The sequence below is a fragment of the Geodermatophilus sp. SYSU D00691 genome, from assembly GCF_054050275.1.
Genome location: NZ_JBJGYZ010000043.1, coordinates 35,259 through 48,095 on the forward strand (window position 1 = coordinate 35,259; position 12,837 = coordinate 48,095).

General features: G+C 74.6%; 12 protein-coding genes. 11 read left to right on the top strand and 1 reads right to left on the bottom strand.

The window, feature by feature from the left end:
- The 10 genes from ACI797_RS24330 to def all read left to right on the top strand — a co-directional run bounded on the left by ACI797_RS24330 (position 1) and on the right by def (position 11,492).
- Positions 1-783: an ABC transporter permease gene (locus tag ACI797_RS24330; RefSeq protein ID WP_456862253.1), complete on the top strand. Its 783-nt coding sequence runs from the start codon at positions 1-3 to the stop codon at positions 781-783.
- Positions 780-1,613 (top strand): ABC transporter permease, encoded by an 834-nt coding sequence (locus tag ACI797_RS24335; protein WP_456862255.1) that lies wholly within the window; start codon positions 780-782, stop codon positions 1,611-1,613. The genes ACI797_RS24330 and ACI797_RS24335 overlap by 4 nt, the downstream gene beginning before the upstream one ends.
- A gap of 114 nt (positions 1,614-1,727) precedes the next feature.
- On the top strand, positions 1,728-3,656 hold the full coding sequence (locus ACI797_RS24340) for a TIGR03960 family B12-binding radical SAM protein (RefSeq protein WP_456862257.1): 1,929 nt from the start codon (positions 1,728-1,730) through the stop codon (positions 3,654-3,656).
- Between the two features lie 8 nt (positions 3,657-3,664).
- Positions 3,665-4,423: a TIGR03936 family radical SAM-associated protein gene (locus tag ACI797_RS24345; protein WP_456862259.1), complete on the top strand. Its 759-nt coding sequence runs from the start codon at positions 3,665-3,667 to the stop codon at positions 4,421-4,423.
- A gap of 252 nt (positions 4,424-4,675) precedes the next feature.
- Entirely contained in the window at positions 4,676-7,546 is a 2,871-nt protein-coding gene (locus ACI797_RS24350) for an Rne/Rng family ribonuclease (protein ID WP_456862261.1), read from the top strand.
- Positions 7,547-7,717: 171 nt separating this feature from the next.
- Positions 7,718-8,029 (top strand): 50S ribosomal protein L21, encoded by a 312-nt coding sequence (rplU, locus tag ACI797_RS24355; RefSeq protein WP_456862263.1) that lies wholly within the window; start codon positions 7,718-7,720, stop codon positions 8,027-8,029.
- Between the two features lie 7 nt (positions 8,030-8,036).
- Positions 8,037-8,294, top strand: coding sequence for a 50S ribosomal protein L27 (rpmA, locus tag ACI797_RS24360; protein ID WP_456538170.1), 258 nt, complete (start codon positions 8,037-8,039; stop codon positions 8,292-8,294).
- An 88-nt stretch (positions 8,295-8,382) separates the two neighbouring features.
- A complete protein-coding gene (gene obgE, locus ACI797_RS24365; protein ID WP_456862266.1) occupies positions 8,383-9,879 on the top strand; it encodes a GTPase ObgE in 1,497 nt (498 codons plus the stop codon).
- Complete coding sequence (proB, locus tag ACI797_RS24370; protein WP_456862268.1) at positions 9,876-10,997, top strand: glutamate 5-kinase; 1,122 nt, start codon at positions 9,876-9,878, stop codon at positions 10,995-10,997. The genes obgE and proB overlap by 4 nt, the downstream gene beginning before the upstream one ends.
- A 12-nt stretch (positions 10,998-11,009) precedes the next feature.
- Positions 11,010-11,492, top strand: coding sequence for a peptide deformylase (gene def / locus ACI797_RS24375; protein WP_456862270.1), 483 nt, complete (start codon positions 11,010-11,012; stop codon positions 11,490-11,492).
- 4 nt (positions 11,493-11,496) lie between these two features.
- Here the strand turns inward: def and ACI797_RS24380 are convergent, their stop codons facing one another.
- Positions 11,497-11,904: a RidA family protein gene (locus ACI797_RS24380; protein ID WP_456862272.1), complete on the bottom strand. Its 408-nt coding sequence runs from the start codon at positions 11,902-11,904 to the stop codon at positions 11,497-11,499.
- A gap of 66 nt (positions 11,905-11,970) precedes the next feature.
- Between ACI797_RS24380 and ACI797_RS24385 the strand changes: the two genes are divergently transcribed.
- Positions 11,971-12,579, top strand: a complete 609-nt coding sequence (locus ACI797_RS24385; protein WP_456862274.1) for a TetR/AcrR family transcriptional regulator — start codon at positions 11,971-11,973, stop codon at positions 12,577-12,579.
- Positions 12,580-12,837: the final 258 nt, after the last annotated feature.

Sequence of the window (12,837 nt, forward strand, 5' to 3'; positions counted from 1 at the left end):
GTGACCGCTCCCGCGCCCGGCGCGCTGGCCTTCGCCGCCCACCGGCTGACCGCCTACCGGCACTACTGGCGCAGCAGCCTGGTGAGCAGCGTGCTGGAACCGGCGCTGTTCCTCGCCGCGATGGGGCTGACCCTCGGGGTGCTCGTCGACCGCGGGCCGGGCCAGCTGCCCGGCGGCGTGAGCTACCTGTCGTTCCTGGCGCCGGGGCTGCTGGCCGCCGCCGCGATGCAGCTGGCCAGCTTCGAGTCGACCTACCCGGTGCTCGGCTCGATCAAGTGGGACAAGACGTACGAGGCGGTGCTGGCCACCCCGGCCGGCGTCCGCGACCTGCTGGTCGGTCACCTGCTGTACGTCTCGTTCCGGGTGGGGACGTCGGCGGCGCTGTTCCTCGGCGTGCTCGTGCTCTTCGGCGCCGCCGACAGCGCCCTGGTGCTGCTCGCGCTGCCGGCCGCTCTGCTCACCGGGCTGGCGTTCGCCGCGCCCATCACCGCGTTCGCGGCCACGCTCGACAACGACTCGGGGTTCGCCGGGCTGCAGCGGTTCCTGATCCTGCCCATGTTCCTGTTCTCGGGGACGTTCTTCCCGGTCAGCCAGCTGCCGGCGGTCTTCGAGTGGATCGCCTACGCGACCCCGCTGTGGCACGGCGTCGCGCTGTCCCGCGGGCTGGCGCTCGGCACGCTGGAGGCGGGGCCGGCGCTGGTGAGCGTCGGCTACCTGCTGCTCTGGTTCGTCGTCGGCGTGCGTCTCGCCGGGCGGGCGTTCCGCCGGCGGCTGGTCACGTGACCGCGGTCGAGGCCGCGGCCCCGCGGCAGGCGCTGCTGTGGCGGGTCTTCCCGCTCTACCCGCTGTCGGCCCGCCGGGCGGGGCACCTGGTCGCCCGCAACCTGCTGGTCGCCCGGCGCACCTGGCTGCTGTTCGTCTCCGGGCTCTTCGAGCCGTTCTTCTACCTGCTGTCCATCGGCGTGGGCATCGGCGGTCTGGTCGGCACCGTGGTCACCGACTCCGGGTCGGCGCTGACCTACCAGCAGTTCGTGGCGCCGGGGCTGATGGCGGCCGCGGCGATGAACGGCGCGATCTACGACTCGGTCTTCAACCTGTTCTTCAAGCTGCGGTACTCGAAGCTCTACGACGCCGTCCTGGCCACGCCGCTGTCGGCGCCCGACGCCGCGGTGGGGGAGACGATCTGGTCGCTGCTGCGGGGCGCCACCTACTCGGCGGCGTTCCTGGTAATCATGACCGTGCTCGGGCTCGTCGGCTCGTGGTGGGCGGTGCTGGCGCTGCCGGCGGCGGTCCTCATCGGCTTCGCGTTCGCCGCCGTCGGCCTGGCCGCCACCACGTTCCTGCGCGGCTGGCAGGACTTCGAGTTCGTCCAGCTGGCGCTGCTGCCGCTGTTCCTGTTCTCCACGACCTTCTACCCGCTGTCGACCTACCCCGAGCCGCTGCAGGTCGTCGTCCGGTGCACGCCGCTGTACCACGGCATCGAGCTGGTGCGCGGGCTGGTGACCGGCGACGTCGGCTGGTGGCTGCTGGGCCACGCGGCGTACCTGCTGGTCATGGGGCTGGTCGGGCTGGCGATCGGCGCCCGCCGCCTGGGCAACCTGCTCCTGAAGTAGCCCGTTCCGCCGGCGAGATCGGCGATGTCGCACGCTTTGAGCCGTCAAGACGTGCGAGATCGCCGATGTCGCCGGGGGAGGGCGTTCCGCAGCGGCGGCTACCCTGGACCGGTCATGTCTGGTGAGTCGCTGTACCCCGTCCTCGAGCCGCTCCTGGCCCAGGTCCAGAAGCCGATCCAGTACGTGGGCGGTGAGCTGAACTCCCAGGTCAAGGAGTGGGACGCCGTCGACGTCCACTGGGCGCTGATGTACCCCGACGCCTACGAGGTGGGGCTGCCCAACCAGGGCCTCATGATCCTCTACGAGGTGCTCAACGAGCGGCCCGACGCCCTGGCCGAGCGCACCTACGCCGTCTGGCCCGACCTCGCGGCGCTCATGCGCGAGCACGGCGTCGGCCAGTTCACCGTCGACGGCCACCGGCCGGTGCGCGCCTTCGACCTGCTCGGCGTCAGCTTCGCCACCGAGCTCGGCTACACCAACCTGCTCGAGGCGCTCGACCTCGCCGGCGTGCCGCTGCACGCGGTCGACCGCGACGAGACCCACCCGGTGGTGGTCGCCGGCGGGCACGCCGCGTTCAACCCCGAGCCGATCGCCGACTTCGTCGACTGCGCCGTCCTCGGCGACGGGGAGCAGGTCGTCGGCGACATCACCGACGTCGTCCGGGCCTGGAAGCAGCAGGGCCGCCCCGGCGGCCGGGAGGAGCTGCTCGCCCGGCTGGCGCGGGTCGAGGGCGTCTACGTGCCCCGCTTCTACGCCGTCTCCTACGCCCCCGACGGCACCATCGCCGCCGTCACCCGCACCCGGGACGACGTCCCGCCGCGGGTGTCCAAGCGGACGGTGATGGACCTCGACGAGTGGCCCTACCCGAAGACGCCGCTGGTGCCCATGGCCGAGAGCGTCCACGAGCGGATGAGCGTCGAGATCTTCCGCGGCTGCACCCGCGGCTGCCGCTTCTGCCAGGCCGGGATGATCACCCGCCCGGTGCGCGAGCGGACGATCACCGGCATCGGCTCGATGGTCGACCAGGGCCTGCGCGCCACCGGCTACGAGGAGGTCGGGCTGCTGTCGCTGTCCAGCGCCGACCACTCCGAGATCGGCCAGGTCGCCAAGGAGCTCGCCGACCGCTACGAGGGCACCAACACCGGGCTGTCGCTGCCGTCGACCCGCGTCGACGCCTTCAACGTCACGCTGGCCAACGAGCTGTCCCGCAACGGACGGCGCAGCGGCCTCACCTTCGCGCCCGAGGGCGGCAGCGAGCGGATCCGGCGGGTGATCAACAAGACGGTGTCCAAGGAGGACCTCGTCCGCACGGTCACCACCGCCTACGCCAACGGCTGGCGGCAGGTGAAGCTCTACTTCATGTGCGGGCTCCCCACGGAGACCGACGAGGACGTCCTCGAGATCGCCGAGCTCGCCGTCGAGGTCATCCGCGCCGGCCGCGAGGCGAGCGGGTCGCGCGACATCCGCTGCACGGTCTCGATCGGCGGCTTCGTGCCCAAGCCGCACACCCCGTTCCAGTGGGCCGGGCAGGCCAGCGCCGAGACCATCGACCACCGGTTGCGCGTGCTGCGCCAGGCGATCAACGCGGACAAGCGGGTCGGCCGCTCGATCGGCCTGCGGTACCACGACGGCAAGCCCGGCATCGTCGAGGGCCTGCTCTCCCGTGGCGACCGCCGCGTCGGCCGCGTGGTCGAGCGGGTCTGGCGCGAGGGCGGGAAGTTCGACGGCTGGAGCGAGCACTTCTCCTTCGAGCGGTGGACGGCGGCCGCCGCCGAGGAGCTCGCCGCGTTCGGGGTCGACCTCGACTGGTTCACCACCCGTGAGCGCACCGAGCACGAGGTGCTGCCCTGGGACCACCTCGACTCCGGGCTGGACAAGGAGTGGCTCTGGGAGGACTGGCAGGAGGCGATCTCCGAGGAGGAGGTCGGCGACTGCCGCTGGACCGGCTGCTACGACTGCGGTGTCTGCCCGACCATGGGCACCGAGATCCAGATCGGCCCGACCGGGCGCAGCCTGCTGCCGCTGACGGTGGTCGGCCGCTAGTGGCCCGCATGCCCGAGGGGCCGCCGCCGCCCCCGACCGTGCAGAAGCTGCGCCTGCGCTACGCCAAGCGCGGCCGGCTGCGCTTCGCCTCGCACCGCGACCTCGCCCGGGCGCTGGAGCGGGCGCTGCGGCGCGCCCGGGTGCCGATGGCCTTCTCCGCCGGGTTCACCCCGCACCCCAAGATCTCCTACCTCGGCGCGGCGCCGACCGGCGCGGCCAGCGAGGCCGAGTACGTCGAGCTCGGGCTGGCCGAGCGGCGCGACCCGGAGGAGGTCCGGGCCGCCCTGGACGCCGCGCTGCCGCCCGACGTCGCCGTCCTCGAGTGCGTGGAGGCCGCCGAGGGCACCGGGTCGCTGGCCGACCGGATCGACGCGTCCTGCTGGCGGGTCGAGCTGCCCGGCGTGCCGCCCGCCGACCTGCGCGCGGCCGTGGCCGAGTTCCTGGCCCGCGCCGAGGTCACCGTGCCGCGGCGCACCAAGAACGGCCTGCGCGACGTCGACGCGCGGGCCGCCGTCGCCCGCGCGTCGGCGGGCGAGGAGGCAGGTTGTGCCATACTGGACGTGGTCGTCCGGCAGGTGACGCCCGCTGTTCGACCAGACGACGTGGTGGCCGCTCTCGCTGCCGTCGCCGACCTGCGCCCGCCGTCGCCCCCACGGGCCGTGCGTGAGGCGCAAGGCCGGCTCGACGACGACGGGACCGTGGCCGATCCGCTCGGTCCCGACCGTGCGGCGCGCACCCGCTGCCAGGGGGAGCACGCGGCGGTCTGACCGGCGAACCGGCGCCCCGCGCCGTACGCGCGCACGGCTGCCAGGCGTGCCGCACCCGAAGACCCGGCACCACCGCAGCACCCCGCACCACCGGTCCCCGGCCGGCAACCGCCGCGCAGGGACCGCCCACAGACTTCGCGGGTCGGGCGACCCGCCGCACCCCGTGCGGTCGCCCAGCCCCGCCCTGACCCCGCGTTCCTGCGCGGCCGCCAGTCGAGAGATCGGCGCCCGGGGACGTACGAGGAGGCCCTCGTGGCAGACCAGAACGACGACACGACCGCAGCCGCCCCGGAGGCGGACGGCGCAGAGCAGCCGCTCGCCGACGAGACCCCGCCGGTGCCCGAGGAGGAGGCCGAGGAGGCCACCACCGAGGTCGCCGGACCCGAGCACGAACCCGAGCCCGAGCCCGAGCCGGTCTCCCGGTTCGGGGCTCAGTTCAGCTCCCCGGAGCCGACCGCGGTCGTCGCCCGCCCCCGCCGCCGGGCCACGCGCCCGGCCGCCGCGCCCGACCCCGACCCGGTCGAGCCGGTCGTCCCGCCGGCGGCGGCCGTCCCCGCGTTCGTGAGCTTCGTGGCCCCGCACGCCGAGGCCGCCCCCGCGCCGCGGCGCCGCAGCCGCCGGCCCGCCGAGAGCCCGGAGGTCGAGGACGCCGACCTCGCGCCCGAGTCCGCCGCCGACGAGGACGCCGCGCCGTCCCGGCCGCGCCGCAGCCGGTCCCGCCGCCGTCCCGAGCCCGAGGACGTCGAGGCGACCACCACCGAGGACGAGGACGTCGAGGAGACCGACGAGGCCGGCGACGAGGACGCCGACCGCGACGAGAGCTCCACCACCGCCAGCCGGCGCCGCCGGCGCGGCCGCCGCGGCCGCGGGCGGGGCCGCACCAGCGAGGACGGCGACTCCGACGAGGACGGCGACGAGGCCCGCGACGAGCAGGCCGACGACACCGAGGACGCCGAGGACGCCGAGGAGACCGAGGGCGACGCCGACGAGGACGGCGACACCGAGGAGGCCGAGACCGGCTCCACCACCCGCCGCCGGCGACGCCGCCGTCGCCGCGGGAGCAGCGAGGACCGCGGCGAGACCGGCGACGACGAGCGCCCCGAGCGGGCCGGCCGCGACGGCCGCACCACCAGCGACGACGACGTCCGCGGGGTCACCGGCTCGACCCGCCTGGAGGCGAAGCGGCAGCGCCGCCGGGACGGCCGCGACAACGGCCGGCGGCGGACGCCGATCCTCACCGAGTCCGAGTTCCTCGCCCGCCGCGAGGCCGTCGACCGCAAGATGGTCATCCGCCAGCGCGGCGAGCGCACGCAGATCGCCGTCCTCGAGGACGACATCCTCGTCGAGCACTACGTCACCCAGGCGCAGGCGACCTCGTTCGCCGGCAACGTCTACCTCGGCCGCGTGCAGAACGTGCTGCCGAGCATGGAGGCGGCCTTCGTCGACATCGGCAAGGGCCGCAACGCCGTCCTCTACGCCGGCGAGGTCAACTGGGACGCCGCCGGCCTGTCGGGCAAGCAGCGCTCGATCGAGACCGCGCTGAAGTCCGGCGACAAGGTGCTGGTGCAGGTCACCAAGGACCCGATCGGGCACAAGGGCGCCCGGCTGACCCAGCAGATCAACCTGCCCGGCCGCTTCCTGGTCTACGTCCCCGGCGGCTCGATGACCGGCATCAGCCGCAAGCTGCCCGACACCGAGCGGCAGCGGCTCAAGGACGTCCTCAAGAAGATCGTCCCCGAGGACGCCGGCGTGATCATCCGGACCGCCGCGGAGGGCGCCTCGGAGGAGGAGCTCACCCGCGACGTCAACCGGCTCAAGGCGCAGTGGGAGGTCATCTCCCAGAAGGCCTCGTCGACCAGCAACGCGCCGACCCTGCTGTACGGCGAGCCGGACCTGGCCATCCGGGTCATCCGCGACGTCTTCAACGAGGACTTCAAGGAGCTCGTCGTCCAGGGCGACGACGCCTGGGACACCGTCGAGGCCTACGTCGCGCACGTCTCCCCGGAGCTGGTCGGCCGGCTGACCCGCTACGCCGGCACCGGCGACGTGTTCGCCGACCTGCGCGTCGACGAGCAGCTGGCCAAGGCCCTCGACCGCAAGGTGTGGCTGCCCTCGGGCGGCTCGCTGGTGATCGACCGCACCGAGGCCATGACGGTCATCGACGTGAACACCGGCAAGTTCACCGGCTCCGGCGGCAACCTCGAGCAGACCGTCACGCGCAACAACATGGAGGCGGCCGAGGAGATCGTCCGCCAGCTCCGGCTGCGCGACATCGGCGGCATCATCGTCATCGACTTCATCGACATGGTGCTCGAGAGCAACCGCGACCTCGTGCTGCGGCGGCTCACCGAGTGCCTCGGCCGCGACCGGACCAAGCACCAGGTCGCCGAGGTCACCTCGCTGGGCCTGGTGCAGATGACCCGCAAGCGGGTCGGCCAGGGCCTGCTCGAGGTCTTCTCCGAGCCGTGCGAGCACTGCCGCGGCCGGGGCGTGCTCGTGCACACCGACCCCGTCGACGAGAAGCGCCGCGGGGGTGGCGGCGGGAGCAACGGCGGCGGCAACGGCCGGCGCGACTCCGGCCGCGCCGAGCGCGACCGCGACAAGGGCGCCGACAAGGGTGCCGAGAAGGCCAAGGAGCCCGAGGCCCCCGCGGCTTCCGCGGCTTCCGCGCCTTCCGCGGCCTCTGCGGCCGAGGTCACGACCGACGAGGACGGCGAGGTCGTCCGCTCCGGCGGCGGCCGGCGCAACCGCGGCCGGCGCAACCGCGGCCAGTCGGGGGAGGAGCGAGCCGCCGAGGACGCCGCGGTGCTCACCGCGACGCTGGACGAGGTGCCGGTCGAGGTCGGCGCCGACGCCGCCGCGACCGAGGAGCCGCCGGCCGGCGACGAGGCGATCGCCGTCGAGGCCGAGCCGGCTCCCGAGCCGGCTCCCGAGCCGGTCGTGGAGGACGTCGTAGAGCTGCCCGGCGAGACCGTCGCGGTGACCGACGAGGCGCCGATCGAGCCGGTGACCGAGGAGCCCGCGCCCGCCGCGGACGCCGAGGTCCCCCCGGAGGTCGGGTCGGTGCCGCGGCCGCGCCGCCGGCGGGCCGCCAGCCGCCCGGCCGGACCGCCGGTCGCCTGAGGGCGGGTTCGACCGGCCCGGCGTCCCTCGGGTACGCTGGTCGGGTTGCACCGCCCCGGCTGCGCACCTCCCGGTGCCGCCGCGCCGGCGAGCGCGACCCGTCCAGCACCCGGCGCCGAACCGGATCGTGCGCGCAGGACACAGAGCTAGAGCGAGAACGAGGAGTCAGTGGTGTACGCAGTCGTGAAGGCCGGCGGCAGCCAGCACAAGGTGGCTGTCGGGGACCGGTTCACGGTCAACCGCCTGGCCGGTGAGGCGGGCGACACCGTCACCCTCCCGGCGATCCTGCTGGTCGACGGCGACAGCGTCACCAGCGACGCCGCCGCGCTGGCCCAGGTGACCGTGACCGGCGAGATCGTCGGCCACGGCAAGGGCCCGAAGATCAAGATCCACAAGTTCAAGAACAAGACCGGCTACCACAAGCGGCAGGGGCACCGTCAGCCCCTGACCGACGTCGTGGTCCGCGACATCACGAAGGGCTGACGCCGAGATGGCACACAAGAAGGGCGCCTCGTCCTCCCGCAACGGCCGCGACTCCAACGCCCAGCGGCTCGGCGTCAAGCGCTTCGGCGGCCAGGTCGTCAAGGCCGGCGAGATCATCGTCCGCCAGCGCGGCACCCACTTCCACCCCGGTCTCGGGGTCGGCCGTGGCGGCGACGACACGCTGTTCGCGCTCGAGCCCGGTGCCGTGACCTTCGGCACCCGCCGGGGCCGCAAGACGGTGTCGATCACCGCCGTCGAGGCCTGACGAAGGACCCCTCTGCCCCCCACCGCTCGCACGCTCGCGGTGGGGCCCTGCAGAGGGGCCTTTGCTTTTCCCAGGTAGGAGTTCAGCGGTGGCCGCGTTCGTCGACCGGGTGACGGTCCACGTCGCCGCCGGCAACGGCGGCCACGGCGTCGCGTCGGTCCACCGGGAGAAGTTCAAGCCGCTCGGCGGGCCGGACGGCGGCAACGGCGGGGACGGCGGGGACGTCGTCCTGGAGGTCGACCCCAGCGTGCACACGCTGCTGGACTTCCACCACCGCCCGCACCAGAAGGCCGGCAACGGCCGCCCCGGCGCCGGCAGCAACCGCAACGGCGCGAAGGGCGAGGACCGCGTGCTGCGCGTCCCCGAGGGCACGGTCGTCGTCGTGGACGGCGAGGTCGTCGCCGACCTGATGGGCGCCGGCACACGCGTGGTGCTCGCCGCCGGCGGCAAGGGCGGCCTCGGCAACGCCGCGCTGGCCAACCCGCGGCGCCGGGCCCCCGGCTTCGCCCTGCTCGGCGAGCCCGGCGAGGCGGTCGACGCGGTCCTGGAGCTCAAGAGCATCGCCGACGTCGGCCTGGTCGGGTACCCCTCGGCCGGCAAGTCGTCGCTGGTCGCCGCGATGTCGGCCGCGCGCCCCAAGATCGCCGACTACCCGTTCACCACGCTGGTGCCCAACCTCGGCGTCGTCCGGGCCGGCGACGTCACCTTCACGATGGCCGACGTCCCCGGCCTGATCCCGGGGGCCTCCACGGGCAAGGGCCTCGGCCTGCAGTTCCTGCGCCACGTCGAGCGCTGCGCCGTCCTGGTGCACGTGGTCGACATGGCCACCATGGAGCCGGGCCGCGACCCGGAGACCGACATCGAGGTGCTCACCCACGAGCTGCGCGAGTACGGCGGCGACGAGCTCGACCTGGTGGGGCGGCTGCGGTTCGCCGTCCTCAACAAGATCGACGTGCCGGACGCGCGCGACCTGGTCGACCTGGTGCGCGAGTCGCTGGAGAGGCTCGGCCTGCGGGTCTTCCCGGTCAGCGCGGCCACCGGCGAGGGGCTGCCCGAGCTCGGCTACGCCCTGGCCGCCGCGGTCGAGGAGCACCGGGCCACGCTGCCGCCGCCGGAGCCGGTGCGGGTGACGCTCACCCCGCGGGCGGTCGACGACTCGGGGTTCACCGTCGAGCGCGACCCGGCCGGGGCGGGGCCGGGCGAGGGCGGAGCGTTCGTCGTCCGCGGCGCCAAGCCCGAGCGCTGGGTGCGGCAGACCGACTTCGCCAACGACGAGGCCGTCGGCTACCTCGCCGACCGGCTCAACCGGCTGGGTGTGGAGGAGGAGCTGGCGCGGGCCGGCGCGGTCGAGGGCGACGCGGTCACCATCGGCGACGTCACCTTCGACTGGGTGCCCACCCTGCCGGCCGGCACGCTGTCGGCCGAGGAGGCCGCCGGCCTCGGCGGCCGCGGCACCGACAACCGGCTGGAGGCGACCGGGCGGGTCGGTGCGGCCGAGCGGCTCGCGGCCAAGAAGGCCCGGCGGGTGCCCTACGAGGTCACCGAGGACGGCTGGACCGACGAGGAGCTGGAGGGGCTGGAGTGACGGCGCGCCCGGAGATCGCCAAGGCGCAGCGGGTCGTCGTCAAGGTCGGCTCGTCGTCGCTGACCACGCTGCCCGGCGGGCTGGACGCCGAGCGGCTGACCGCGCTCGTCGACGTCCTCGGCGGGCTGCGCGCCGCCGGCCGCGAGGTCGTGCTGGTCTCCTCCGGCGCCATCGCCGCCGGGCTTGCCCCGCTCGGCATCTCCGGCCGGCCGCGCGACCTGGCCACCGCGCAGGCGGCGGCCAGCGTCGGGCAGCTGCGGCTGGTGGAGACCTACGCCGACGCCTTCGCCCGGCACGGGGTCACCGTCGGGCAGGTGCTGCTCACCGCCGACGACCTCACCCGGCGCAGCCACTACCGCAACGCCGAGCGCACCCTCGACCGGCTGATCGCGCTCGGCGCCCTGCCGATCGTCAACGAGAACGACACCGTGGCCACCGAGGAGATCCGCTTCGGCGACAACGACCGGCTCGCCGCCCTGGTGGCGCACGTGGTCAGGGCCGACGCGCTCGTCCTCCTCTCCGACGTCGACGGCGTCTACGACGGCGACCCGCGCAAGGGCCCGGCCCGGCTGATCGACACCGTGACCGACCCGGCCGTCCTCGACGCCGTGGAGCTCGGCACCGCCAAGCGCAACGGCGTCGGCACCGGCGGCATGGCCACGAAGGTCGAGGCGGCGCTCATCGCCGCGCACGCCGGCGTGCCCGTCGTCGTCACCTCCACCCCCCAGGCCGCCGAGGCGCTGGCCGGCGAGCAGGTGGGCACCCACTTCGCGGTCATGGCGCCGCGGCCGCGGACGCGGCAGTTCTGGCTGCGGTTCGCCACCCGGCCGCGCGGGCGGCTGCTGCTCGACGCGGGCGCGGTCGCCGCCGTCCGCGAGCGGCACGCCTCGCTGCTCGCCGCCGGCGTCACCGGCCTGGTGGGGGAGTTCCTCGCCGACGACCCGGTGGAGCTGGTCGGACCGGACGGCGTCGTCGTCGCCCGGGGCCTGGTCGCCTACGACTCCCGGGAGCTGCCGGCGCTGCTCGGCCGCAAGACCACCGAGCTGGAGCCGGAGTACCAGCGGGAGGTCGTCCACCGCGACGAGATGGTGCTGGTCCGGCGCCCGTCGCTGGGCTGACAGACTGCGACCGTGACCGTCCGACCCATCCGCGAGCTCGGCGACCCGGTGCTGCGCACGCCCGCCGACGAGGTCAAGGCGTTCGACAAGGACCTCGCCGCCCTCGTCCGCGACCTCGAGGAGACCGTCGACCACCCCGGGCGGGCCGGGCTGGCCGGTCCGCAGATCGGCGTCAGCCTGCGGGTCTTCTCCTACAACATCGACGGCGAGATCGGGCACCTGGTCAACCCGGTGATCACCGAGCGCTCCGAGGAGACCCAGGACGGCGACGAGGGGTGCCTGTCGGTGCCCGGCATCTGGGCGCCGACCGTGCGCGCGATGTGGTGCGCCGCCGAGGGCTTCGACGTCAACGGCAAGCCGCTGCGGCTGGAGGGCGAGGGGCTCATGGCCCGCTGCCTCCAGCACGAGGTCGACCACCTCGACGGCACGGTCTTCCTCGACCGGCTGACCGGCGACGCCCGCAAGAACGCGCTGCGGGCGCTGCGCGCCCGCTGACCCCTCACGGCAGGACGGCGACGGCCTCCACCTCGACCAGCAGGTCGGGCTCGCCGAGGCCGGAGACCGAGAGCAGGGTGACCGGCTTGACCGGGTCCTTGCCCATGCGGGCCGCGGCCCTGGCCACGCCCTCGCCGAGCGCGGCCAGCTTGTCGGCGCTCCAGTCGACGACGTAGACGGTCAGCTTGGCGACGTCGTCGAAGCTGCCGCCGACGGCCTCGAGGGCCGCGGACACGTTGAGGTAGGCCTGCTCGACCTGCGCGGCGAGGTCGCCCGCGCCGACGGGCGTGCCGTCGGCGGTGCGGGCCACCTGGCCGGCGAGGTAGACGGTGCGCGAGCCCGTGGCCACGGCGACCTGGCGGTAGTGCTCGGGCTGGGGCAGGGCGGCGGGGTCGAGCAGCTGGACCGGCATGACGGGGATCCCTCCTCGGGGTTGCATGACGGGGTTATGCATAACAGGTCTATGTATCCTGGGCAAGTGCCCCGCGCCGCCGATCCCGCCGTCCGCACCGCTCTCGTCGAGCGGGCCGCCGAGCTGCTCGCCCGCCGCGAACCGGTGACCCTGCGCGGGCTGGTCGAGGCGACCGGCACCTCGACGATGGCGGTCTACACGCACTTCGGGGGGATGCCGGGGCTGTGGCGGGCGGTCCGGCAGGAGGGCTTCACCCGGCTCAACGCCGCCCTGGAGGCCGTCCCTCGCACCGACGACCCGGTGCGCGACCTCGCCGCCCTGGGCTCGGCCTACTGCGGCGTCGCGGTGGCCGTTCCGCACCTGTACCGGGCGATGTTCGACGCCGCCGCGGAGCTGGAGGACCCCGAGGCGGCGGGCGCGGGCCTGGCCGCGCTGGCCGGGTGCGCCGAGCGAGCAAGGTCGGACGGGCGCTTCGCGGCGGCTCCGGAGGACGTCGCCGTCCGCTTCTGGGCGGCCGGCCACGGCCTGGCGATGCTGGTGGTCACCGGCGTCCTGGGCGGCGACGCGCTGGACGTGCACGGGCCGGCGCTGGCCACCGCGGTGTTCCTCGAGGCCGGGGACCAGCCCGAGCCGTGCCGCCGCTCGGTGACCGCCGGGTGGGAGCTCCCGCGCTGAGAGGCCCGGCCACGATCAGCCCACCTGATCGTGATAGCTCCTCCCTCACGCTGCACCGTGGGGGAGGACCTGTCGGGATCAGGTGGCCCGGTTTCAGGGGGTGAATGCAACACCTCCTGAGGCCGGGGGGTTTGATGGCGAGGACGGTTGAGCTGCAGCTGATGCGGCGGTTGTTCTGGCGCGGGGTCGGTGCGGGGTTGTCCACGGAGGCGGCTGCGCGGCGGGCGGGGACGTCGGGCACGGTGGGCCGGCGGTGGT

Bases quoted from the DNA above. Each gene is read 5' to 3' on its own strand.
- ACI797_RS24340 (WP_456862257.1), top strand. From the start codon at position 1,728: ATGTCTGGTGAGTCGCTGTACCCCGTCCTCGAGCCGCTCCTGGCCCAG.
- ACI797_RS24345 (WP_456862259.1), top strand. From the start codon at position 3,665: ATGCCCGAGGGGCCGCCGCCGCCCCCGACCGTGCAGAAGCTGCGCCTG.
- rpmA (WP_456538170.1), top strand. From the start codon at position 8,037: ATGGCACACAAGAAGGGCGCCTCGTCCTCCCGCAACGGCCGCGACTCC.
- ACI797_RS24380 (WP_456862272.1), bottom strand. From the start codon at position 11,904: ATGCCGGTCCAGCTGCTCGACCCCGCCGCCCTGCCCCAGCCCGAGCAC.